16 protein-coding genes are annotated in these 23,764 nt (G+C 68.1%); 10 read left to right on the plus strand and 6 right to left on the minus strand.

Annotated elements, in window-relative coordinates; all coding sequences use genetic code 11:
• The first annotated feature begins 228 nt into the window (after window positions 1-228).
• The 8 genes from CRO12_RS09445 (at window position 229) to CRO12_RS09480 (ending at window position 17,623) form a co-directional block, all read left to right on the plus strand.
• Window positions 229-1,845 (plus strand): TolC family protein, encoded by a 1,617-nt coding sequence (locus CRO12_RS09445; protein WP_179640951.1) that lies wholly within the window; start codon window positions 229-231, stop codon window positions 1,843-1,845.
• On the plus strand, window positions 1,842-3,596 hold the full coding sequence (locus CRO12_RS09450; RefSeq protein ID WP_097063798.1) for a type I secretion system permease/ATPase: 1,755 nt from the start codon (window positions 1,842-1,844) through the stop codon (window positions 3,594-3,596). Before CRO12_RS09445 ends, CRO12_RS09450 begins: the two co-directional genes overlap by 4 nt.
• 20 nt (window positions 3,597-3,616) lie before the next feature.
• Window positions 3,617-4,942 carry an HlyD family type I secretion periplasmic adaptor subunit gene (locus tag CRO12_RS09455; protein ID WP_179640952.1) on the plus strand — a complete coding sequence of 442 codons (1,326 nt, stop codon included), beginning with the start codon at window positions 3,617-3,619 and terminating at the stop codon, window positions 4,940-4,942.
• The gene (locus CRO12_RS09460) at window positions 4,939-6,246 is read left to right on the plus strand and encodes a TolC family protein (protein WP_097063799.1); all 1,308 of its coding nucleotides are present in this window, start codon (window positions 4,939-4,941) and stop codon (window positions 6,244-6,246) included. Before CRO12_RS09455 ends, CRO12_RS09460 begins: the two co-directional genes overlap by 4 nt.
• Entirely contained in the window at window positions 6,243-8,423 is a 2,181-nt protein-coding gene (locus CRO12_RS09465; protein WP_097063800.1) for an ATP-binding cassette domain-containing protein, read from the plus strand. The genes CRO12_RS09460 and CRO12_RS09465 overlap by 4 nt, the downstream gene beginning before the upstream one ends.
• Window positions 8,424-8,428: 5 nt before the next feature.
• Entirely contained in the window at window positions 8,429-9,592 is a 1,164-nt protein-coding gene (locus CRO12_RS09470; protein ID WP_097064269.1) for a beta-barrel domain-containing protein, read from the plus strand.
• Window positions 9,593-9,832: 240 nt separating this feature from the next.
• Window positions 9,833-12,139, plus strand: coding sequence for a cadherin repeat domain-containing protein (locus CRO12_RS09475; protein ID WP_097063801.1), 2,307 nt, complete (start codon window positions 9,833-9,835; stop codon window positions 12,137-12,139).
• Between the two features lie 42 nt (window positions 12,140-12,181).
• Window positions 12,182-17,623 (plus strand): beta strand repeat-containing protein, encoded by a 5,442-nt coding sequence (locus tag CRO12_RS09480; protein WP_097063802.1) that lies wholly within the window; start codon window positions 12,182-12,184, stop codon window positions 17,621-17,623.
• Window positions 17,624-18,360: 737 nt separating this feature from the next.
• Here CRO12_RS09480 and CRO12_RS17740 read toward each other — a convergent pair.
• A complete protein-coding gene (locus CRO12_RS17740; RefSeq protein WP_144033587.1) occupies window positions 18,361-18,558 on the minus strand; it encodes a hypothetical protein in 198 nt (65 codons plus the stop codon).
• A gap of 265 nt (window positions 18,559-18,823) precedes the next feature.
• Complete coding sequence (locus CRO12_RS09485) at window positions 18,824-19,030, minus strand: hypervirulence associated TUDOR domain-containing protein (RefSeq protein WP_097063803.1); 207 nt, start codon at window positions 19,028-19,030, stop codon at window positions 18,824-18,826.
• A gap of 211 nt (window positions 19,031-19,241) precedes the next feature.
• Here CRO12_RS09485 and folE point away from each other — a divergent pair, with 211 nt between their 5' ends.
• Together folE and CRO12_RS09495 are read left to right on the plus strand one after the other, a co-directional pair.
• Window positions 19,242-19,862: a GTP cyclohydrolase I FolE gene (folE, locus tag CRO12_RS09490; protein ID WP_097063804.1), complete on the plus strand. Its 621-nt coding sequence runs from the start codon at window positions 19,242-19,244 to the stop codon at window positions 19,860-19,862.
• 60 nt (window positions 19,863-19,922) lie between these two features.
• Window positions 19,923-20,945: an amidohydrolase family protein gene (locus tag CRO12_RS09495; protein ID WP_097063805.1), complete on the plus strand. Its 1,023-nt coding sequence runs from the start codon at window positions 19,923-19,925 to the stop codon at window positions 20,943-20,945.
• 67 nt (window positions 20,946-21,012) lie between these two features.
• Here the strand turns inward: CRO12_RS09495 and CRO12_RS09500 are convergent, their stop codons facing one another.
• The 4 genes from CRO12_RS09500 to pstB all read right to left on the minus strand — a co-directional run bounded on the left by CRO12_RS09500 (window position 21,013) and on the right by pstB (window position 23,749).
• Window positions 21,013-21,498 (minus strand): hypothetical protein, encoded by a 486-nt coding sequence (locus CRO12_RS09500; protein WP_097063806.1) that lies wholly within the window; start codon window positions 21,496-21,498, stop codon window positions 21,013-21,015.
• Window positions 21,499-21,594: 96 nt separating this feature from the next.
• On the minus strand, window positions 21,595-22,287 hold the full coding sequence (phoB, locus tag CRO12_RS09505) for a phosphate regulon transcriptional regulator PhoB (RefSeq protein ID WP_097064270.1): 693 nt from the start codon (window positions 22,285-22,287) through the stop codon (window positions 21,595-21,597).
• Window positions 22,288-22,292: 5 nt separating this feature from the next.
• The gene (gene phoU / locus CRO12_RS09510) at window positions 22,293-22,991 is read right to left on the minus strand and encodes a phosphate signaling complex protein PhoU (protein ID WP_245858361.1); all 699 of its coding nucleotides are present in this window, start codon (window positions 22,989-22,991) and stop codon (window positions 22,293-22,295) included.
• A gap of 11 nt (window positions 22,992-23,002) precedes the next feature.
• Complete coding sequence (pstB, locus tag CRO12_RS09515) at window positions 23,003-23,749, minus strand: phosphate ABC transporter ATP-binding protein PstB (RefSeq protein WP_218838895.1); 747 nt, start codon at window positions 23,747-23,749, stop codon at window positions 23,003-23,005.
• Window positions 23,750-23,764 lie beyond the last annotated feature (15 nt).

Below are 23,764 nucleotides of genomic sequence, written 5' to 3' on the forward strand. Positions count from 1 at the left end.
GCGGAGGCTGCGGGCGTCGGCGCACTTTACACCCCCTTGAGGCTCGATTACAGGCGACGGCGCCGTGTTGGGGAGGGGGCCTGCCCCGACGAGCGGCATGGGACGCGGGGATGGGCAAGGTCGCTCCGGACGCCGACAGGGCGACGGTGGAGCTGCCGGCCCGAACCGTGGCAAGGGCTTTGCAGGAGCGGCGCTGTCTTGATCTCGCGGTATCGCCGCCTGGGGCGCATGACGGGTTGGTGCGTGCTGCTGACCAGCGTCGGCGGCCCAACGCTGGCACAAACGGCGCCGTCGCAGCCGCCGGGTTCGCTGGTCGTCGATCCGCAGCAGGGCGCGACGCCGCGCCCGATCCAGCCGGCGCCTGCGCCGCTGCCAAGTACGCCTGCCACGACGCTGCCGAGCACGGCGACGCCGCCGCTCGCATCGCCCCGCGTGAGCGGGCCGGCGATCCCGCTCCAGCCGCTGCGCGGTGACCTGCCGCAGGGCGTCGAGCGCCAGCCGCTGCCGGGCGGCGTGGCAGGCGGGCTGCCCGCACCGAGCGCCAATCCGCTGCTGATCGATCCCAAGGCCGATCCGATCCTCCAACTGGCGATCGCCTCGGGCGACCCTGACACCTTCCGCAACGCGATCCGTGCCGTGGTCGCGCGGAACCCGGCGGCGGCGGAGGCGGACGCGCGGCTGGACGAGGCCCGCGGCGTCCGCAACGAGGCGCGCGCGACGCAGTATCCGGTGGTGGACCTGTCGATGTCCTACTTCCGCGTACTCGACCGTGCCTTTTCCAACGATCCGCAGAACGTGCTGGAGCGCTCGCGGCCGCGGCGGCGGACCGATGCGCTGGCCCGTGCGCAACTGCCGCTGATCGACTTCGGCACCGCCCGCAACCGGATCGGTGCAGGCAATCGCCGGATCGAGGCCTCTGTCGCGCAGATCGACGACACGGCCAGCCAGATCGCGCTGCGCGGGATCGCGACCTGGTATCAGCTGTTCGGCTACCGCGCGCTCGTCCGGCTGAGCGAAGCGTTCGTGGAGGGCCAGACCGCGCTGCGCGGCGCGATCGAGCAGCGCGTGACCCAAGGCTATGCCGCGCCCGGCGACGTGGCGCAGGTCGAGAGCTACATCGCCGCGGCCGAGGCGCAGCTTGCCAACTACCGCCGTCAGCTGGCGAGCGCCGAGGCGCAGTACACCGCGCTGACCGGCGCTCCGGCTCCGGCCGGTTTCGGCCGCGCGCCCGCGGCGGCCGAGGCGAAGGTGACCGTCGACCGCGCGCAGCTGGACGCGGAGACGATCCCGGCGGTGCGCGCCGCCAAGTCGCTGGCGGAGGCGGCACGCTATGACGCGCGCGTCGCCAAGTCGAACGCCCTGCCCGGCGTGACGGTCGGGGTCGATGCCGGACGCTATGGCGTGATCGAAACCGACAAGGACTTCGACATTCGCGGGTCGGTGACGCTTAGCCAGCGCCTGGGTGGCGGCTCGGTCCAGCGCATCGACCAGGCCCGGGCGCGCGCGCGCGGGGCCGAGGCGACCTATGAGCGGATCCGCCAGGATGCCGTGCGCGATGCCGCGGTCGCGTGGAGCGACGTGGAGGCGCTGGAGGCGAGCGAGGCGGCGATCCGCGACAACTATCTCGCCACCCGCCAGTCGCGCGACGTGCTGGCCGAACGCTTCCGCGTCGCGCGCGGCTCGCTGTTCGACCTGCTGGGGGCGGAGGCCAACTACTTCAACGTCGCCGCGCGCTACGTCGAAACGGTGACCGAACTGGATATCGCCCGCTATTCGCTGCTGGCGCGGCGTGGCAAACTGCTCGATGCGTTCGGCATCGCGCCGGCCCGATTGGATCAGCAATGAGCAACTTCCCGGCCCAGAGCGGCGCCGACCACGAACTGGCCCCGATCCGGCAGCCGCGCTTCGCGACCTGGCTGGCGCAGCCGATGCTACGCAATCGCTCGGTCTATCTGAAGGTCGCGCTGGCGGCGGCGATGATCAACCTGTTCGGGCTGGTCGTGTCGCTGTTCACCATGACGGTGTACGACCGCGTGATCCCGAACATGGCGCTGTCGTCGCTGACGGCACTGTCGATCGGGATCGCGATCGTCCTGATCTTCGACTTCGCGCTGCGCGTGCTGCGCGCCTATTTCGTCGACATCGCCGGGGCCGATATCGATCGGGAGATCGGCGGCAACGTGTTCGACCGGCTGATGCGGATCCGGCTGGACATGAAGCGGGGGTCGACCGGCGCGCTCGCCGGCATGATGCGCGAGCTCGAAACGCTGCGCGACTTCTTCGCCTCCGCCTCCATGACCGCGCTGGTCGACGTGCCGTTCATCCTGGTCACGCTGGTCTTCATCGCGGTGATCGGCGGCTGGCTGGTGATGGTGCCGCTGCTGGTCGTGCCGCTGATCATCGGCGCAGGCTACCTTACCCAGCCCGCGCTCGACCGCCTGTCCGCCCGCTCGATGAACGAGGGGCTGCTCAAGCAGTCGGTCCTGGTCGAATCGATCGGCAGCCTGGAGATGGTGAAGTCGAGCGGGGCGGGCGCGCTGCTGCGACGGCGCTGGCTGCGCGCGATCGACGACCACGCCGACAGCTCGCTGCGCGCGCGATTGGTGTCGACGATCGCGGTCACCGTCGCGTCGTCGGGCAATTCGATCGCCTATGTCGGCGTCGTGATCGTCGGCGTGTTCATGATCGCCGACCAGACGCTCACGACCGGCGGGCTGATCGCGTGCTCCATCCTGTCGGGCCGCGCGGTGCAGCCGCTTGCCACCATCGCGCAGCTGCTGTCACGACTGTCGGCGACGCGCACCGCCTACAACCAGATCAACGGGCTGATGGCTATGCCGCCGGAAGGGCCGCTGTCGGGTGCGCTCAGCCCGGCCAAGCTGAACGGCGCGATCGAGTTTCGGAATGTCGAGTTCAAGTATCCGGGCGCGGCAGAGAAGTCGCTGAACGGGATCAGCTTCGCCGTGAAGCCGGGCGAGAAGGTCGCGCTGCTCGGCCGTGTCGGATCGGGCAAGTCGACGATCCTGCGCCTGCTGCTCGGGCTGTACCAGCCGGAGGAGGGCGTGGTCCTGATCGACGGAACGGACGTCCGCCAGTTCGATCCGGTGGCGCTGCGCAGCCAGATCGGCGTCGCGATCCAGGATCCGGTGCTGCTGTCGGGCTCGGTGCGCGAGAACATCCTGCTCGACCGCGCGGGTCAGGGCGACGAGGAGATGCTGCGCTGTTCGGAGCTGTCGGGCAGCCACCAGTTCATGGGGCAGATCACCAACGGCTACGACCTGCGCCTCGCGGACCGCGGCGAGGGGCTGTCGGGCGGGCAGCGCCAGTCAATCACCATCGCGCGCGCACTGGTCGGCAAGCCGCCGATCATGCTGTTCGACGAGCCAACGAGCTCGATGGACGCGCAGACCGAGAATGCGCTGATCGAGCGGCTGCAGGTCGAGCTGGCCGGGCGGACCATGCTGCTGGTGTCGCACCGCAACGCGCTGCTGCGGCTGGTCGACCGGATCATCATCGTGGAGGCCGGCCGGATCGCGCACGACGGGCCGCGCGACCAGGTGCTCGCGGCCCTCCAGCGCCCCCGCGCTGCGGCCTGATCCTGCAAGAGTAAGCTGACATGAGCACCAACCTGATTGCCGCGCCCGAGCACCACCTGGAGGACATGGCGACGCGCATCAAGCCGCGCACCGCGTCCAACCTGCTGCTGTGGGGGATCGGCGCCTTCTTCGTCATCGCGGTGCTGTGGGCGACGCTGACGCAGATCGATCGCACGGTGCACGCGGCCGGCCGGATCGTGCCCGGATCGCGACTCCAGGTCATCTCCAACCTGGAGGGCGGGATCGTTAGCCAGATCCTGGTCAAGGCGGGCGATCAGGTCCGCAAGGGCCAAACGCTGGTGGTGCTCGACAAGACCACGGCGGGTGCCGAGCTCGGCGCCGGGCAGACCCAGGCGAATTCGCTCTCCGCCAAGATCGCGCGGCTGGAGGCCGAGGTGCAGGGTCGCGAGCCGCGGTTTCCGGCGGCCAACGGCGACGCGTCGCTCGCCGAGCAGGTCGCGATCGAGCGCGCGCTCCACCTCTCGCGGATCAGCGACCTCACCAGCGCCAGCAACGCCGCACAGGCGCGCATCAACCAGTCGCAGCGCGCGGTCGCCGAGGCGCGCGCCACGCTGGAGGCGCGGCTGTCGGCGAAGCAGGCGTACCAGCAGCAGGTCACCATGATCCGCCCGCTGGTCGAGCGCGGGATTGAGCCGCGGCTCAGCCTGGTACAGCTGGAGAACAACCTGTCGATCGCGACGGCCGAAGTCTCGTCCGCATCGGCGGCGATCGCCCGCGCGCAGGCCGGCGTGGCGGAGGCGACAGCGGCGCTCAGCCAGCTGCGCCAGGACTGGCGCGCGCAGGCCGCAACGGAGCTCGCGACCGCGCAGGCCGAATATGCCGCACGTCGGACCGCGCTGCCTGCCCTCGCGGACCGTGCGCGGCGCACCACCGTGGTCGCGCCGATGGACGGACGCATCAACCGCGTCGCCGTGTCGACGGTGGGCGGCGTCATCGGCGCTGGCCAGCCGATCGTCGAGCTGGTGCCGAGCGCCGACACGCTGCAGGTGGAGGCGATGGTCAACCCGAAGGATATCGCCAACGTCCGCATCGGCCAGCCGGCCAAGCTCAACATCTCCGCTTACGAGAGCGCGGTGTACGGCAGCATGGCGGGATCGGTGACGGTGATCTCGCCGGATGCGACCGTGGACGAACGCACGGGCGAGAGCCACTATCTGGTTCGCATTGCGGCCAATGCGCAGTCGCTGAAGGACCCGAACGGGCGGCCGCTGCCGATCGGCCCGGGAATGGTGGTCGACGTCAATCTGCTCGGCGAGAAGCGCTCGGTGATGAGCTACCTGTTCACGCCGATCACCCGACTGTCCGAGAGGGCGCTGCGCGAGTGACGCCGGCAAGCGGCGGATGGCTGTTGCTGGCGCTGGCCGCGGCGGGGCAGGGAGCGCCGGCGTCGGTGCAGGGCCCGCCCGCGCCGGAGGCGGCGGCCGCGACGGCAGTGCCGCGCCCGGCGGCGGTGAGCCCACAGCTGTTCGCGGCGGTCGAGCGCGCGACGGAGCAGTACCCGTCAATCCGCGCCGGGCGGAGCCAGGTGCAGGCGTCCAAGGCCGACGTGCGCGCGGCCAAGAACTTGCGGCTGCCGAGCGTCGGGGTGCAGGGCGTTGCGCTCGGCACAGGCGGGGGGCTCGGCAGCCAGCTCGTCGTCGACCAGCCGATCTTCAGCTTCGGTCGGCTCGAGGCGACGATCGACCGAGCCAAGGCCCAGCGGCTGGTGCGCGAGGCAGAGGTCGACGAGATCGTCCAGAACGTCGCGCTGGATACCGTCACCGCCTATTTCGAAATCGCACGCCTGGCGAAGCGCCAGGCGATCATGACCGACAGCCTGGAGGAGCACCGGCTGCTGGTCGGCTCGATCGGGCGCCGCGTGGAGCAGGAGGTCAGCCCCCAGTCGGACCTGGAGCTCGCCCGGTCGCGCACCGCGCAGCTCGAGCAGGAACTGGCGCTGGTCATTGCGCAGCGCCAGGCGGCGACCGCGCGGCTGTACCAGCTGGTCGGCGACGAGCGTTACGACGCGGGGAACGTGCCGCAGTATGACCCGGCGGTGCATCACCCCGATCCGACCGGTGCGGTCGAGCAGGCGATCGGCTGCTCGCCCCGGCGCCAGCGGCTGTCGGCGCAGACGCTGGTCGCGCGCGCCGAGACCAAGCAGGCGCGGCGCTCGTTCTGGCCGCAGCTCTCCGCGCAGTACAGCTACAACAACATCATCGGCTCGCGCGCCGGTGTCGCCGTGACCGCGCAGACCACCGGCGGCCTGTCCAACCTCGCCGCCGCCGACGCGGCGCGGGCGCGGGAGACCTCCACCGCGCTCGACGTCAGCACCGCCGAGCGCGAGCTCCGCGAGCGGCTGGCCAACGACCTGGTCGAGAACGCCGCCGCGCGCGGCCGGATCGCGAGCGGCGGCACCGCGAGCGTCTCCGCCGAGAATGTCACGGAAAGCTTCAAGCGGCAGTTCATCGCCGGACGCCGCACCTGGCTCGACGTCATGAACGCGGTGCGCGAGGCGAGCAGCGCCGAGCTGTCGTCCGCCGATGCCGAGTTCAGCGCAATGGCGTCGGCCGCGCGCATCCTGCTCACCACCTGCCGCTGGCAGCCGCAGCCGCGGCTGATGACGACGCCGATCGAGGTCACGCCATGAACGAGAAGCTGACCGATATCGTCGCCGATCTGGCCCGCGCGACAGCGACCGATCTAGCGCCGCACTGGCGGGACCGGGCGGGCGATCCGGGCAGTGACCGCGACGCGCTCACCCGGCTGATGGGGGAGCTCGGCTGGCCGGCGCCCGAGCTGCTGCCGCGCCGCCCGCGCGCCCACATGCTGCCCGCACTGCTCTACAGCGACGAGGCCGGCTGGAGCATCGCGGAGGAATGGGAAGGGCCGGACCTGCTGCGCGTCCGTGTCGGCCACGCGACCGAGCTGCGCCCCCATGACGGCGACATGCGCTTCTTTCGCGTCACCTTTCCCGACGCGGGGCGCGCGGGCGAGCAGGTTCGGGCGGGACGGATCTTTCGCGACGCGCTGCTGCGGCGGCGCGGGTCGCTCGCGACCGCCCTGGTCGCGACCGTCATGGTCAACATCATCGCGCTGGTGACCTCGCTCTACTCCATGCAGGTCTACGACCGCGTGATCCCGCGCGGCGGCTACGCCACATTGTGGGTGCTGACGGTCGGGGTCGGCTTCGCGCTGCTGCTCGACTTCCTGCTCCGCGTCGTCCGCTCGCTGCTGATGGAGCGCGAGGCGGCGGAGATCGACATGGAGGTCTCCGAATATTTCTTCGCGCGCGCGCAAGGCGTTCGGCTCGATGCGCGAAGCGGCGGCGTCGGCACCATGGCGGCGCAGCTGCGGGGCATGGAGCAGGTTCGCGGCCTCTACTCCGCCGCCTCGCTGTTCCTGCTCGCCGATTTCCCCTTCGCGATCTTCTTCCTGTTCATGATCTGGTGGCTGGGTGGGATCGTCGTGCTGGTGCCGCTGATCGCGTTCCCGCTGTCGCTGCTGCTCGCCGGCATCCTCGCGCGACTGATCCGCGAGGCGACCGCGCGCGCGCAGGTGACCGGCAACCGCAAGAACGGTCTGCTCGTGGAATCGCTCGACGCCGCCGAGACGGTCAAGGCGAACCGCGGCGGCTGGTACATGCTAAGCCGCTGGAACGCATTGATCGAGGCGGTGATCGGGTCGGAAGAGCCCGTCCGCAAATGGTCGTCGATCGCGCAGTCGGTGTTCGGCACGGTGCAGCAGGCCGCCTATGTCGGGCTGGTCGCCTTCGGCGCGATCGAGGTCGCGCGCGGCCAGATGACCACCGGCGGGCTGGTCGCCGCGACGATCATCGCCGGCCGCGTCAACGGGCCGCTGATGGCGCAGCTGCCCGGCCTCATCGTCCAGTGGGGCTATGCGCGCTCGTCGCTCCAGGCGCTCGACGCCATCCTCGCGCTGCCGGCCGATGGTCAGCTCGGTTCGGCGGCCCTGCGCCCCGACAAGCTCGGCGGCACCGTCCGGCTGGAGCGCGTCGAGTTCGCCTATCCGGGCCAGAAGGACGGGCTGGTGGTGCCGGCGCTCGACATTCGCGGCGGCGACCGCGTCGGGATCATCGGCGGGATCGGATCGGGCAAGTCGACGATGCTGCGGCTGATGGCCGGGCTCTACGCGCCGCACCGCGGGATCGTGACGCTCGACGGACTCGACATCGGCCGCATCGCGGAGAGCACGCTGCGCCGCGACGTCGGCTACTTGCCCCAAGACTTTCGTCTGGTGAACGGGACGCTGCGCGAGAACCTGCTGATGGGGCTGTCCGACCCCGGCGACCAGGCCGTGCTGCAGGCGGCGGCGACCACCGGGCTCGTCCACCTGATCAGCGCGCATCCGATGGGCCTGGACCTGCCGATCGCTGAGGGTGGGCGCGGGCTGTCCGGCGGACAGCGGACGCTGACCGGGCTCACCCGCCTGCTGCTCGCGCGGCCGTCGCTGTGGCTGCTCGACGAGCCGACCTCCAACCTCGACATGGGGACGGAGGCGTCCGTGATGAATGCGGTTGCCCAGCGGCTGACGCCCGATAGCACGCTGGTGCTGGTCACCCACAAGATGGCGCTGCTCCAGATGTGCACGCGGGTGATCGTGATGGCCGGCGGACGGATCACCCATGACGGCCCGACCCAGCAGGTTATCGCCGACCTGCAGTCGCAGGGCGTCGCGCAGGTCAAGTCGGCGGCGCAGGCCGCGGCGGAGGCGGCGCGGCAGGAGCAGCAGCAGGGGAGCGCCAGCTACGCTCCCGCCGCGACCGGCGGCGTTACGACCGGCGGCGCCTTTTCCCGGAGCATGTGACCGCGATGACGCTTTCCAAGCCGCGCCCCGCGGCCCTGATCGTGCTGCTGACGGCGGGGCTGATCATCGGCTTCATCGCCTGGTCGCTGTGGGCCAGGCTCGACCAGATCACCCGCGCGCCGGGGCAGGTCATCCCGTCCGGCCGCGTCCAGCTGATCCAGTCGACCAACGGCGGCGAGATCGCCCGCATCCTGGTCCGCGAGGGTGACAAGGTGCGCCGCGGCCAGCTGTTGATGACGCTCAACCCGACGCAGGTGACGGCGGGCGTCGACGAGGTGCGGGCGCGGGTCGCCGCGCTCAAGTCGACCCGCGCGCGCGTAGAGGCCGAGCTGTTCGGCCGGCCGCTCGCCTTCCCCGCCGACACCCGCGGCTTCCCCGAGTTCGTCGCCAACGAGCGCTCGCTCTTCGCCCGACGCCGCGGTGCGCTGGCCGACCAGCTCGCCGCGCTGGGCCGGATGGAAAGCCTGTCGCGCCAGGAGCTCGCACTCAACTACCCGCTGGTGAAGTCGGGCGACGTCAGCCGTTCCGAAGTGCTGCGGATGGAGCGTGCGGTCAGCGACCTTAGCTCGCAGCGGGTGAACGTCCGCAACAAGTACATCCAGGACCTCCAGGCCGAGTATACCAAGGTCAACGAGGAGCTGGTATCGGCCGAGCAGCAGCTGGTGCAGCGCGGCGAGGTGCTGAACGCGACCGAACTCCGCTCGCCGGTCGACGGGATCGTCAAGAACGTGCGCCTGACCACCGTCGGCGGCGTGCTGCGCGCCGGCGACGAGGCAATGCAGATCGTGCCGACCGGCGACGCGCTGCTGGTGGAGGCAAAGGTCCCGCCCGCCGACATCGCGTTCATCCGTTCCGGCCAGAGCGCGGCCGTCCGCTTCGACGCCTATGACAGCTCGATCTACGGGGTCGGGGAAGGGCGCGTCACCTTTATCAGTCCGGACACGATCAGCGAGCCGGCGTCGGCCCCCAACATGCCGGCGAGCGTCTACTACCGCGTGCACCTTTCGGTCGCCACGCGGACGATGCGGGTGCCCAATCCGGGCGATCGCATCGAGCTCCAGCCCGGGATGACCGCGACCGCCGAGATCAAGACCGGCGAGCACACCGTCTTTCGCTACCTCACCAAGCCGCTACTGAAGACCGTCGGTGAATCGATGGGTGAACGGTAGCGCACTAAGCGCCGAGTGCTTGCGGAACCGTGCTTAACGGAGATGGTTTAGCCGGCCTTCGATGCAGTGTGCCGACCCCTGTTGCTTTGCGCCCACACTTGGCCCGAAATGCGCGGAACTCCGCTGTTTTCGGGCAGAATATGGCGCTTGCAAATGGCCCGACATTCGTCCAACTATGCGCGCCACATAGGGTTTGGGCGTACTGCGCCCGTTTTCCTTGCGTCCTAAAAGGGGGTGTCAATGACGAAGCGTATCTCTCCGGCGAACACGGTTGTGGTCCCGATTGTCGAGACCCACGTCGCCGAGGGTAAGGCGGAGGCGGCAAAGGTCGCCGCAACCGCCGCCGAGGTCGAAGCGCCTGCCAAGGCCGACATTGTAGTAGAGGTTGCTGCGGCAACCGCCGACGAGCCGGTGATCGCGCTGGTTTCGGCCGCGCCGCTCGCGATGGTGGCTCAGGACACCACGACGACCACCACCACCGACACGACGACCGCCACCACGACCAGCGCCGATACGGCGAGCGTCGACGGCGACACCGACTACACCCCCTATATCGTCGGCGGCGTGCTGCTCGCGGGCGGCATTCTCGCGATCGCACTGTCGAGCGGCGATGACGAGGACAGCACCCCGCCGGCGCCGACCAACTCGGCCCCGACCTTCACGTCCGGCACGACCGCGACCGTGGCGGAAAACGCCGCGATCACCACCGTCGTCTATGATGCGAACGCGACCGACCCGCAGAACAACGCCATCGTCTATTCGCTGGGCGGGACCGACGCGGCGCTGTTCGCGATCGACTCCGCGACCGGCGTAGTGACGCTGCGCGCGTCGGCGAACTTCGAGACGCGCGCGACCTACTCGATCACCGTGACGGCGACCGACAACGCGACCCCGCCGCTCAGCACGTCGCAGACGATCGCGGTGACGGTCACCAACGTGAACGAGGCGCCGAGCTTCGCGACCGCCACGGCGACCGCAACGGTGGCGGAGAACATCCCGATCACGACGACCGTGTTCACCGCGGCGGCGACGGACGTCGATGCGGGCACCACGCTCACCTACTCGCTGACCGGTACCGATGCCGCAGCCTTCGCGATCAACGCGACGACCGGCGTGGTAACCTTCCGTGCCTCGCCGGACTTCGAGACCAAGGCGACCTACTCGTTCAACGTCGTCGCGACCGATGCCGCGACCAACGGCCTGACCGCGACGCAGGCGGTGACGGTCAACGTGACCGATGTGGCCGAGGGTCCGGTGTTCACCTCCGGCGCGACCGCGACGGTGGCGGAGAACGCCGCAACCACGACCGTCGTCTATGATGCGAACGCGACGGGCGCGACGTCCTTCGCGATCTCGGGTGCGAACGCCGGGCTGTTCAACATCGACGCGACCACCGGCGTCGTGACGCTGCGCGCGCCGGCGAACTTCGAGGCGCCGAACGCGGGCGGGTACAACTTCACCGTCACCGCAACCGGCGCAACCGGTACGACGACGCAGAACGTCGCGGTCACGCTGACCGACGTCAACGAGGCGCCGACCTTTGCCGCCGCGACGCGGACGGTGTCCTTCGCGGAGAACACGCCGACGACGACCGCAGTTATCGCTGCCGGTGCGGTCGGTGCGACCGATCCGGACGGTGCGACGACGGCAAACGGTCGCCTGACCTACTCGCTGACCGGCACGGACGCGGCGCTGTTCAACGTCGACGCGACCACCGGCGCCGTGACCTTCCGCGCCTCGCCTGATTTCGAGGCGACGCCGACCAAGACGGTGTTCAACTTCAACCTGGTCGCGACCGACGCCGGCACCACGCCGCTTTCGGCCAGCCAGGCAGTGACGGTGAACCTGACCAACGTCGCCGAGCCGACGGACGGGACGCGGATCGACGGGGCTGGTATTCCGGCAACCACGTCGGTCAGCTACGACGCGGCGAACGGCAATGTCACCTTCTTCGAGTCCGGGTCGGCTGCCAACATCTCGGTGATCAACAACTTCACCGCCGGTGACATCATCCAGACCGACACCGCCACGACCAACTATTCGTTCTCGTCGGACGGTACGACGCTCAACATCAGCTACAACAACGCCGGTGTTGTTTCGCAGATCAGCCTGGCGGGGGCGGTGAGCGCAACGGCGTTCGTGTTCAACGAGGCGTCCGCTGAGCAGGCGATTGGATTCGACTTCTTCCGCGGCGCGGCCCTGCCGGCGGCGGCGGCGAGCTTGGACGTCGGTACGGCGAACACCGCCGTGACGCTGAACGCCGCGACGAACGCGTTCACGTACAATGAGACGGCGGGTACGGCGAGCAACGTCGTCATCAACAATTTCTCCAGCGACGATCGCATCGTGGTGACTGGCGCCACCGGTGCTTCGCAGGCGACCTCGTACAGCTTCACGTCCAGCGACAACGATCTGATCATCAGCTTCAACAACGCGGGCGTGGTCAGCAACATCGTCATCAACGATGTCGTCAGCCCGAATGCGTTCGTCTTCAACGAAGCGAGCGCCGAGGCGGCGGTCGGCTTCGACTTCTTCCGTTACGCCTAAGACACGCAAGAACTTTCAGGTATTCTCCAAGGGGTAGAGAACATGGCGCAAATTACTCTCGGTTCGGGTGAGTCGGCGAACGGCGGCAACCCGACCTTCGGCAACAACACGATCTTCGGCACGACTGGTGGCAGCGAGACGGTGATCGTCGGCGGCGGCCAGCAGATCTTCGGTGCGGACTTCAACGCCGGCGGCGACACGATCGTGCTGTCGGGCGCGGCGAGCCAGTACGCAATCTCGCGCAGCGGCTCGACCATCGTCATCACCGGTCCGAACGGGACCGAGGTGCGCCTGCCGGCGCCGAACCCGACCCTGACGGTCGCGCAGCAGCCGAACATCGTCTTCAACAACGGCACGCTCGGCACCGCTGGTGACGACGTCTCGTTCAAGCTGGCGAGCACCACGACGGGCAGCTTCACGCTCGGCACCCAGGCGATCACGACCACGCCGACCACCGTCGGCGGCGGCACGCAGGTCCCGGGTGGTACCACGGTCAACGTGACCGCCACCGATGTGAGCGAGGGCGGTGCGATCCTGTACACCTTCACGCTCTCGGCGGCCTCGACGACGGCGATCACCCTCAACGTTGCGACCGTCGGAGGCACGGCCACGGCGTCGACCGACTACACGCCGGTCGCCACCACCGTGACCTTCGCGCCCGGTCAGACGACCGCGTTCCTGAACGTGCAGACGCTGTCCGACGGCACGCCGAACGAGGCGGCCGAGACGGTGACGCTGCAGGTTTCGCTGCCGACCGGTGTGACGCTCGCGGCAACGGCTGATCTCACCGCGCAGATCAATGCGGATCCGATCACGGTGACGCAGTTCCTCCTGACCACGGGCAATGACACCGCGGTCGGCACGGCGGCGCAGGACCGTATCGTCGGTGCGCAGGACATCACGCTGCCGGGCAAGCTCCTTTCGGCAAACGATATCGTGAACGGCGGCGACGGCACCGACACGCTTGAGCTGACCAACGCCATCGGCAACGCCTCGCCGAACGTGCTGGCCGACACCGATCTCACGAACGTGACCAACGTGGAGGTGCTCAACACCAACTACGCCAGCGTCCAGCTCGGCGCGCAGGCCGACAAGGCCGGGATCGTCACCGTCGACACCCGGACCCGCACCGACGCCGACAACAACAACAACAATTTCCCGAACAACGGGACCGTGCTCGACCTGACGTCCGACGCCAACGGCGACGGCACGGTCGATTTCAACAACGTGCTGTCGGTGTCCATGGGCAACAGCACCGCCGACACCATCCGCTTCAACCTGGCGGCGGCGGCGGGTTCGTCGTTTGATACGGGCTCGACCTTCCGACCGGCGGCGACGGTCGGCAACCCCAATCCGGTGGCGTTCGGTACACAAGACCAGCTGAACATTATCGGCAACGCCACCCCGATCCGGGTGACCTTCACCAGCGCCGCGGTAGGTAATGGTTCGGCCTTCGATGCCAACACGACCACTCTCGCAGTGCAGTTGCAGGCCGAAGACGGCAACGATGGGCTGACCGGCGGGATCGTTCGTGCGGACGATGAAGGTCTGACGATCTTCGGCACCAACGCGGCGGGAACGGCGCAGCAGTTCGACGTCCGCGACGTCTCGGGCATCCAGCGTGGTACCTTCAGCCTTGTCGTGCTCGGCACTTCGGTTGCTGAGACGTTCAATGTCACCGCTGCATCGACGTACGTCAACGCCGGCGGCGGCAACGACACCGTGAACGGCAGCGCGTTCGCTGACTTCCTTGTCGGAGGCGCGGGCAATGACGTGTTGTTCGGCAATGCTGGTGTAGACAGCATCCTCGGCGGTGCCGGCAACGACCTGATCTCGGGTGGCACTGGCATCGACGCGCTGCTCGACGGCGGCGAAGGCAGCGACATCTATCTGTTCGCCAATGGTGAGTTCGTCGCGAACGAGGCGATCACCGACAGCGGCACCGGCGCCAGCGACGTCGACTATCTCGCCATTACGTCGGTAACTCCGCTGACCGACGCCCAGTTCGCCGGTCGTACCGGAATCGAGGGTGTCGCCAGCAATGTCACCTCCGGCGTCATCGATGGCACGGCGGAAGTAACCCTGAGCACGAATGCCGAGACGATCGGCGTCCGTACGGTGTACGGAAGCGACGATGACGTCGATGCGAGCGCCTACACGGCTGGCCTGACTGTGTACGGCATCGGTGCCGTCACCACCGGCGCGGGGGCCGACACGGTCGTCCTCCAGAACCAGACGCAGCAGCAGACCACGCTTCTCCTCTCGGCAGGCTTCCCGTCGTCGAGCGCCGGTACGCAGGCATACGGCGGATCGGCAGTCCTCGGGACCGGCGACGACACGCTGATCGCGGGCTATGCGCTCAGCAACGGTGTCGTCTCCAACACGCTGTCTGGCGGCGCCGGCAGCGACACGCTGGTGCTCGGTGGCTCGGTCAACGGCCAGGGTGGCGTGCTCGCTGCCAACACCAACATCACCTACACGCTGGCGTTCGGGACGCAGGTCACCGGGTTTGAAACGTTCCGCATCATCAATGCGGGCGCGACGGCAGCGGTCGCCTACAATCTGACGGTCACTGACTCGAACGTCGCTGCCAACTCGGTGCTGACGGTAGATGCTACCTCGCTGCGCGGCACGGTTGCGCTTGCAAACGGCGTCGTCGCGTCTGAAGTGCTGACGCTGGATGGCTCGCAGCTTTCCGCAACGCGCGGGCTGAACGTTGCTGGCGGTAGCGCCAACGACGTCCTCACGGGCGGCGCCGGTGCCGACTCGCTGAACGGCGGTGACGGCAACGACACGCTGGTCGGCGGTGCCGGTGCTGATTTCCTCAGCGGCGACAGCGGCGACGATCTCCTCACGGGCGGTGCGGGTGCTGACACCCTCAACGGCGGTGCAGGGAACGACGGCTACCTGTTCGGTGAGGGTGAACTGATCGCGGAAGACGTGATTGCCGACACCGGCGGTAGCGACCGTATCGCCGTCACGACGGCGACGGCGGTGGCGGATGCGGCCTTCGCCAACAAGACCGGCCTCGAGCAGTTCGTCATTATCGACAACTCGGCGGGTGTCGTCACCCACACGCTGGGCACGAACTTCGATGCGACCGGCATCTTCACGGTGCGGGTGCTCGGCAACGGTAACGACACGATCGATGCCGGTGCCATCACGCGCGGCCTGCTGGTCTTCACCGGATCGGGCAGCGTCCTGACGGGTGCGGGCAGCGACGAGGTGCGGATCGCGCAGGGGGAGAATCCGGCGCAGGGCGGTGCCCTTTTCGCCGTGCAGAACAACAGTGCAATCTCGCTGGGCGCTGGCGACGACATTCTGCGTACCTACTTCAACACGTCGTACACCGCGGCAATCGCCGGTGGGGCTGGTACCGACCAGATCATCGTCGGGACCGGCTACAGCATCCACACCTCGGGTACCGCCACGGGTAACCGCGGCAACGCTGGCGCCGCGTACGCGGTGGCGCTCGGCGCCAATGTCACGGGCTTCGAACAGCTGACGCTGCTCGGCGGAGACGCGGCAATCGACAATGCAACCGGGGCTGACGTCGCCGGTAACACGATTGCCTACACCGTGACGCTGCAGAGCGCCAACGTGGCCGAGGGCACCCGCTTCGTGGTGGATGCAACCGGCCTGGCCACGGGTGTCGTGACCGGCTTCGGCGGTGACGGCGTGATCGGCGGCACCACGACCGACACCACCTCGAACGACACGGTGAACCTCAACGCCTCGGCGGTGACGGGTAATCGCTCGATCGAGTTCCGCGGGTCGGCCAACGCCGACGTCGTGGTCGGCTCGGCGGGCAGCGACCTGATCGACGGTGGTGCCGGCAACGACAATCTGGCGGGCGGCGCAGGTGACGACATCATCCGCGGCGGTGCCGGCAACGACACGATTACCGTCACGGCGCAGCAGTTCGGCAACGACAACGACCAGGTCGATGGCGGTGCCGGCACGGATCAGCTCGGCATCACCGGCGGCGGCGATATCGGCGACTTCGGCTTCAGCGGCCGGTTCACCAGCATCGAGGCGCTGCTGCTCTCCAACGGCGTCTACAACTTCAGCGCTGGTCAGTTCGCCCAGGCTGCCGGCATCCTGACCTACTCGTTCGGAGCAAACGCTTCCGGCAGCACGCTGTCGGTCGGCGGCCTGAGCACCGGCGCCACGCTGAACGACGTGCTGGTCAACAACAACAACGTGACCTTCAACGGGTCGGCGTTCGCCGACACGTTCAACCTGGGTGGCCTGAACGCCGCCGGGACGGCTCAGACGGGCGGCGGCAATGACACCGTTCGTGCGGGAGCGGGTGCCGATATCATCAATTTCGGCGGAACGCTGCAGAATGGCACCACGGACATCGTCGACGGTGGTGCGGGTAGCGACACGCTGAACGTTGGTGTGAACGGTGCGGGGTATGCCGGACAGACTGTCACTCTTACGGCGACCGTTGCTGGCGGGGTCGTGACCGCTGGCGTCTACTCGGTCGAGACCGTGAATCTGGCAGGTGGCGTGGTGGCCGGTGGCGCGACAACGGCGAACCCGAGCGGGACGCCCGGTGTTGCGAATTCCTACACCGTCAATGTCGATGACACCACGTTCGACGCAACGACGGCGTCGCTGACGATCAATGGTGGTGCGCTCGGGGTTGGCACCGGTGCTGGCACCGATGGTATCTTCGGCACGGCCGATGACGTTGTGACCGGTTCGCTTACGCTGAATGGTGGTGGCGTAACCGGTGGCGGTCACTCGCTCATCGTCACCGGCGGTGGCGCTGCTGACCAGCTTACCGGCGGCGCGGGTGCGGATACGCTGAACGGCGGTGCGGGTGGGGACACCATCACTGGTGGAGCCGGTGCGGACGTCATCGACGGCGGATCGGGCGACGACACGCTCAACGGTGGTACGGGCAACGACACCATTACTGGTGGCGTTGGTGTGGATAGTATCAATGGTGGCGCCGGTGTGGACCTGATCAATCTCGGCTCGGATGGGGCGCGTGATACGGTCACGGTCACCAACGGAGAGGCACCGCGTGCCGACCAGGCCGGGATCGAGACGATCAATGGCTTCACTATCGGTACCATCGCCGGTCCAGACGGGGTCGCCGGCAACGCGGACGACGTTTATCTCGCGACGGCGGATCTGATCGACTTCGGCTCTGGCCTAATCAACGAGAACTCGACCTCGATCGAGAACGGCGTGGTTCAGACCGGTTCCGTGCTCGGTTCGGCGATCGCAACTTCGACCAGCCTGCTGGCGGCCATCCAGCTTGTTGAGCAGGAGTTCCAGTCGGACGGCGCGACCAACAACGGCGTCGTCGCCTTCACCTACAACGGCAACCTCTACATCGGTGAGATCACCGGCGTGCAGGGCACCGAGGCGTTCACCGATATCGTGCAGGTTACCGGCGTTACCACGGTGACCGGCCTGGTTGATCCGGCGGACGTCCCGGGCACGGCGCTCGGCCTGTACATCTGATCATAACAACTGTTTGATCTCGGGGGCGTCGCGGAGTGCATCCGCGGCGCCCCTTCTTTTTGAAGAGTGGCAGTTGCGCCTGGTGAAAGGCGATCTTCGTGCAAGCCCCGGTCTGGCGTATCGGGCCAGTGGCTTACCTTTGTTCGTCTTGCTGCTGCCGGTGCTGGCTACGGAAGCTGCCATCTGCGAAGTTTCTGCTCATCATCGATGGTATACGACCGGCGGAAAGCGTCAGGGTTGGGCTTTCAAACGTGGTTGTAGGGGGGAGTTGGTGCTGGTCTGCCGCAGCGGAGCGCGACCTTTGCGTCGACCGCGGCCGGCGTTAATGACGCCGTCGTCCGACCGATGCTGAAAAACTGACGGGCAGGTTGCCGCATCCGGGTAATCAGCCGTCTCGGCGTGCCGCAGCACGGCCGGTGCGTCTTCATCTATGCGATCGGCTGGGGTCATCTGCGCCCAGCAAGACCTGTGTCGTTGAGCGATAAACGATAGCGCGCGAAGGCGGCGCCAGCGCTTAGCTGCTCGGGGCGACATGGCGACGAAGCCACTCAGGTCTATTGTGGAATAGGTAACCGCGCCGGCACCGGGTTAGCGAGCTCGCGGATTGTCGTCACGTTCTGCCATTGGCCTGTCGAGGCGCAGAGTGGCTACGTCAGGGACGCCTAGTCTAATCCGGCTTGGACAACGATGGCGCGGTTCGTCGCGACGATCGATCTTCGGTTGGGCGCTGCTTTTTTTCAGGTGACGCTGCTACCCGTCTCGCTGCTCGTCCAGAGCTTCGGCAGCTTCGGATCACACTGCCGGAAGCGAAGCGGCATCGCGCGCGCCGGAATTTTTAAAGGCTGATCATGCCGCAGCCTGTTCGCGGCGGCTCGTGCGTCACCATGCAGTTCGCCTTGCACGATGGATGCGATGCCGGACACTGACTGGTTCATCGCCGCTCATTGGCGAGATGTGAGCAGAAGGGCAGCGTGGTTGTACACTGGCAGGGTTTTACGGAACTCGAGCTTTCGCGAAAGCTCTGAACGGCGAATCACTGCCGCGGCCGGCTCGCGCTCCGGATCTGCCAACCGTCGCTCTTGCCCGATACGCGACTCCACAGGCCCATGATCTCAGCGAAGCGGAGCCGCAAACCGACAAGTCGCCTCGTGCATAGCTACGTCTGGCGACAGCCGGGGGCCGACGGGCACCCGGCTGAAGTCACCCCTTCTTCAGCGCGTCCGGCTTGTGCGCGGCCTTGCCGCCCTTGTCGCTCTTGACGATATATTGCGGATCGTCGCTCGACGCGCGGACTTTGTGGCCCTTGATCTGGGTGTCGGAGGTGACCTTCTTCTCGACCTCGCCGTGGGCGGTGCCGCCGTGCGAGTTCCAGGTCACCTTGTCGCCCTTGTGCAGTTCCTTCGCCATCACTCGTCTCCTTCAGGGCGTCACAATCCATGGGTCGCCACGGCGGTTGCACTCCACCGGGTGCCCGGTCCGATATCGTGCAGGCCGCCCACGGTCCGATCGGCACGCGCGGGTCGGACATATGCTTCACTTGCGCGGCGATTGCGGGCAGAAGGCCGCGCACGTGATCAGGCCGGGCAGTGGGCGCCGGCCGCCCCTGGGAGCAAGCAGCGTGACTGACAGCGGCGAGCCCGCGGGCGGCGATCTGATCCGGCCGACGCCCAAGATCCCGGTGCCCGACGACGTCGCGGCCGCCGTCGCGACGCTGATCCGCTGGGCGGGAGACGACCCCAGTCGCGAGGGGCTGCGCGACACGCCGCAGCGCGTGGCGCGGGCGTGGCGGGAGTATTGCAGCGGCTACCAGGACGACCCCGCACATCATCTGTCGCGGGTGTTCGAGGAGGTCGGCGGCTACGATGAAATCGTGCTGCTGAAGGACATACCGTTCCAGTCGCACTGCGAGCACCACATGGCGCCGATCATCGGCCGCGCGCACATCGCTTATCTGCCGAAGGACCACGTGGTCGGCATCTCCAAGCTCGCGCGCGTGCTCCACGCCTATGCACGGCGGCTGCAGGTGCAGGAGCGGCTGACGGCCGAAGTTGCCGACTGCATCTGGGCGGGCCTGCGACCCCGCGGCGTCGCCGTCGTGATCGAGGCGAGCCACGCCTGCATGACCGCCCGCGGCGTTCGCACTCCGGGGGTCGGCATGGTGACGAGCCGGATGATGGGCGTGTTCCGCGACGATGAGCGCAGCCGCAAGGAAGTGCTGGCGCTGATGGGTCGCGGCTAGCGACTGGCGCGGTTCCGCCATCCGGTCCATACTGGCGCCGCAACGGTCGGGGGGTCGGTGATGCGCGCGATTGCATACCTGTTGGCGGCACTGGCAACGACGACGTCGGCAACGGCGCAGAAGCGCGCGCCCGGGCCGGTCATTGACATGCACATCCATGCCTACGGGGCAAATGGGGAGGGGCCGCCGTCGTACGTTTGTGCACCGCAGCCGACGTTCCGGCCGCTCGATCCCGGCAGGAACGGGGCGGGGCTGCCCGCCTACATGACCGCGATGTTTGGCGATCCTGCGTGCCCGCGGCGGTTCCGATCGGTGAGCAGCGATGACGAGCTGCGGACGCGAACGATCGCCGAGCTGCGCGCGAACAACGTCTATGCGGTCGCGGGCGGTCTGCCGCCCTATGTCGACCGCTGGCTGGCCGACGCGCCCGACCGACTGCTCCCCGCGATCGGCCACAACACGCCGGAGCGGCTGCCGCCGGTCGAGGAGCTGCGCCGCCGCCATGCCGCCGGGCGGCTGGTGGCGCTGTCCGAGCTGAGCCAGCAGTACAACGGTGTCGCGCCGGACGATCCGCGGCTGGAACTCTATTGGGCGCTGGCCGAGGAGCTGGATGTGCCGGTCGGCATCCACATGGGACCCGGACCGCCGGGCGTCACTTATTTCGCGTCGCCCAAGTACCGCGCGGCGCTATCCGATCCGCTGCTGCTGGAGCCGGTGCTGGTCCGGCACCCGAAGCTGCGCGTCTTCGTCATCCACGCCGGTTACCCGCACAAGGAGCGGATGATGGCGCTGATGGCCGCCTATCCGCAGGTCTATGCCGAGTTCGGTTTCCTGACGGTCGGCTACCGTGACAGCGACATCTGGCCGTACCTGCGCGCCTTCATCGATGCCGGATTCGAGGATCGCATCCTCTACGGCACCGATCAGATGGTATGGCCGGAGCTGGTCACCGTGGGGATCGAACGGGTGCGCGGCGCGCCATGGATCACCGACGCGCAGAAGCGCAAGTTCCTGTACGACAATGCCGCGCGCTTCCTGCGGATCGATCCGGCGAAGACCGGCGTGCTGAGCCGTGCGCGCTGAAACGGAAAGGGGCGCGGCCACCACCCGGTGACCGTGCCCCTTCGCCGGCGTCAGGCGGTGACGGCGATCAGCCGCCGCGCTGGCGGCACTTGTCGGTCTGACCCTTCTTGCAGATCGGGTAGCTCTGCAGCGGCGCGGGCGCCGGATAGGCCTGGGCGGGCGACGGCGCCGGCTGGAACACCACCTGCGCACCCGGCGCGGGCTGGCCGGAGAGCGGCGGCGTGGACGGCATGTAGCCGCCGGCGGACATGGTGCCTGTGCCCATGCCCGTGCCGCTCATCGGCGCGCCCATCGGCGCTGCACCGGCCGGGGCGGGCGCCGGATCGGTCTGGGTGGTCATGGTGTCCGCACCTGGGGCCGGAGCCGGCGTCTGGGTGGCGGTGGTGCCGTCCGGCGACGCCGGCGGTGTCTGCATCGTCGTGTCGGGCGAGCCCGGGTCGGCGGGTGCCGGGGTCGACGTCGGCGGCGTGGTCTGCGGCGCGTTTGTCATGGTGTCCTGCGCGACAGCGGCGGTGCTCAGCGCCAGCGCGCTGGCGAACAACAGGGCTTTCATGTCCCCAAACTCCTCAAATACGGCGCACGTCCGGGGTGCGTCGGGAGGGGTAACGTCACAGCCGCCGAGTCGTTGCCCGACCGGACCGATTTGCGGTCAGTCGCCCGAATCGAGCGCGTAACCGGCGGAGCGCACGGTGCGGATGATGTCCGGCCGGTCGCCGACATTGATTGCCTTGCGCAGGCGGCGGATGTGGACGTCGACGGTGCGCGCCTCGATGTCGGAGTCGTGCCCCCATACGGCATCCAGCAGCCGCTCGCGCGAGAAGACCCAGCCCGGGTGCTCCAGGAAGTGCTTGAGCAGGCGGAACTCGGTGGGTCCGAGCTGAACGGTGTCCCCGCCGCGCTTCACCTTGTGGCCGACCGTGTCCATCTCGACGTCGGCGTAGATCAGCGCCTCGCCGGCGAGCGCGGGCCGGACGCGGCGCAGCACGGCGTTTACGCGCGCCACCAGCTCGCGCGGGGAGAAGGGCTTGGTGACGTAGTCGTCGGCGCCGGTTTCCAGCCCGCGCACCCGGTCCTCCTCCTCACCGCGTGCGGTCAGCATGATGATCGGCACGTTGGCGGTCTCCGCCGTGCGCCGCAGCCGGCGGCAGACCTCCAGCCCGGAAATCCCCTCGATCATCCAGTCGAGCAGGACGATGTCGGGCGTCTCCTCGCGCGCGAGCAGCAGCGCCTCCTCGCCATCCGCGGTCTGGCGGACGTCGAAATCCTCGCGCCGGAAATTGTACGAGACCAGCTCGGCGAGTGCCGGATCATCCTCGACAAGCAGCATCTTGGCACGGGCCATGGCGTTCATTTCCCCCCGGTTTCGCCCGCGTCCGCATCGCCCATGTAGCGACCGGTGGCGGCAAAGAAGACCATCTCGGCGACGTTCGTCGCGTGATCGCCGATCCGTTCCAGATTTTTGGCGACGAACAGCAGGTGCGCGACCTCCCCGATCACCTTCGGGTTCTCGACCATGAAGGTCACAAGCACGCGGAAGATCGAGTTGTAGAAATCGTCCAGCGCATTGTCGCGCTGGCACACTTCGGCGGCGGCGTCGGCGTCGCGCCGGGCAAAGGCGTCGAGCACGTCGCGCACCATGTCGCTGGCGAGCATCGCCATCGCGGGTAGGATCGACAGCGCCTCGATTCGGTCGGGGCCGGTGTGGATCAGCGGGACGCGCTTGGCGATGTTCTTGGCGTAATCGCCGATCCGCTCGATAACCGCGGCGATCTTCAGCGCGGCGACCACCTCGCGCAGGTCGTCGGCCATCGGCGCGCGCAGCGCGATGACGCGCACCGCCAGCCGCTCCACTTCCGCCTCGATCGCGTCGATCGCCTTGTCCTTGGCGCGGACTTGGCGCGCGAGCACGGCGTCGCCGCGCTGAAGCGCGGTCATCGCATCGGCGATCGCCTGTTCCGCCAGACCGCCCATCTGCGAGATCAGCCCGCGCAGCTGGCCGATGTCCTGGTCGAACGCCTTGACCGTATGTTCCTGTCCGGTTGTCACGCCTGTCATCCTCAACCGTACCGACCGGTGATGTAGTCCTTCGTCCGCGCTTCCTTGGGCGCGGTGAAGATCGTGTCGGTCGCGTCATATTCGACCAGCTGGCCGAGGTGGAAGAAGGCGGTGCGCTGCGATACGCGCGCGGCCTGCTGCATGTTGTGGGTGACGATCACGATCGCGTAGTTGCCCCTCAGCTCGGCGATCAATTCCTCGATCCGCGCGGTCGCGATCGGATCAAGCGCGGAGCAGGGCTCGTCCATCAGGATTACTTCCGGATCGACTGCAATCGCGCGCGCGATGCACAGCCGCTGCTGCTGCCCGCCCGACAGCGCCGTGCCGCTGTCCGAGAGGCGATCCTTGACCTCGTCCCACAACCCGGCGCGCTTCAGCGAGCGCTGGACGATCGCCTCCAGGTCGCTCTTGTGGCGGGCGAGCCCGTGAATGCGCGGGCCGTAGGCGACATTCTCGAAGATCGACTTGGGGAAGGGGTTCGGTTTTTGGAATACCATGCCGACCCGGGCGCGGAGCTGCACCACATCCATTCCGGCCGAGTAGATGTCCTCCCCATCGAGGGCGATCTGACCCTCCACCCGGGCGGCGGGAATGGTGTCGTTCATGCGGTTGAGCGTGCGCAGGAAGGTCGACTTGCCGCAGCCCGAGGGGCCGATGAATGCGGTGACCTCGTCGGTCGGCACGTCGATGGTGACGCTCTTCACCGCCTGTTTGGGACCGTAGAAGACGCTGACGTCGCGCGCCGTCATCTTGGGTTGGGCAAA

The organism is Sphingomonas guangdongensis, from assembly GCF_900199185.1.
Classification (GTDB): domain Bacteria; phylum Pseudomonadota; class Alphaproteobacteria; order Sphingomonadales; family Sphingomonadaceae; genus Sphingomonas; species Sphingomonas guangdongensis.

What these genes read in the sequence shown, in the direction of transcription:
- pstB (WP_218838895.1), bottom strand. Translation starts at nt 23,749, where the DNA reads ATGACGGCGCGCGACGTCAGCGTCTTCTACGGTCCCAAACAGGCGGTG.
- CRO12_RS09450 (WP_097063798.1), top strand. Translation starts at nt 1,842, where the DNA reads ATGAGCAACTTCCCGGCCCAGAGCGGCGCCGACCACGAACTGGCCCCG.
- CRO12_RS09465 (WP_097063800.1), top strand. Translation starts at nt 6,243, where the DNA reads ATGAACGAGAAGCTGACCGATATCGTCGCCGATCTGGCCCGCGCGACA.
- CRO12_RS09470 (WP_097064269.1), top strand. Translation starts at nt 8,429, where the DNA reads ATGACGCTTTCCAAGCCGCGCCCCGCGGCCCTGATCGTGCTGCTGACG.
- CRO12_RS09455 (WP_179640952.1), top strand. Translation starts at nt 3,617, where the DNA reads ATGAGCACCAACCTGATTGCCGCGCCCGAGCACCACCTGGAGGACATG.
- CRO12_RS09445 (WP_179640951.1), top strand. Translation starts at nt 229, where the DNA reads ATGACGGGTTGGTGCGTGCTGCTGACCAGCGTCGGCGGCCCAACGCTG.
- CRO12_RS09485 (WP_097063803.1), bottom strand. Translation starts at nt 19,030, where the DNA reads ATGGCGAAGGAACTGCACAAGGGCGACAAGGTGACCTGGAACTCGCAC.
- CRO12_RS09500 (WP_097063806.1), bottom strand. Translation starts at nt 21,498, where the DNA reads ATGAAAGCCCTGTTGTTCGCCAGCGCGCTGGCGCTGAGCACCGCCGCT.
- CRO12_RS09475 (WP_097063801.1), top strand. Translation starts at nt 9,833, where the DNA reads ATGACGAAGCGTATCTCTCCGGCGAACACGGTTGTGGTCCCGATTGTC.
- CRO12_RS17740 (WP_144033587.1), bottom strand. Translation starts at nt 18,558, where the DNA reads ATGAACCAGTCAGTGTCCGGCATCGCATCCATCGTGCAAGGCGAACTG.
- phoB (WP_097064270.1), bottom strand. Translation starts at nt 22,287, where the DNA reads ATGGCCCGTGCCAAGATGCTGCTTGTCGAGGATGATCCGGCACTCGCC.
- CRO12_RS09495 (WP_097063805.1), top strand. Translation starts at nt 19,923, where the DNA reads ATGCGCGCGATTGCATACCTGTTGGCGGCACTGGCAACGACGACGTCG.
- CRO12_RS09480 (WP_097063802.1), top strand. Translation starts at nt 12,182, where the DNA reads ATGGCGCAAATTACTCTCGGTTCGGGTGAGTCGGCGAACGGCGGCAAC.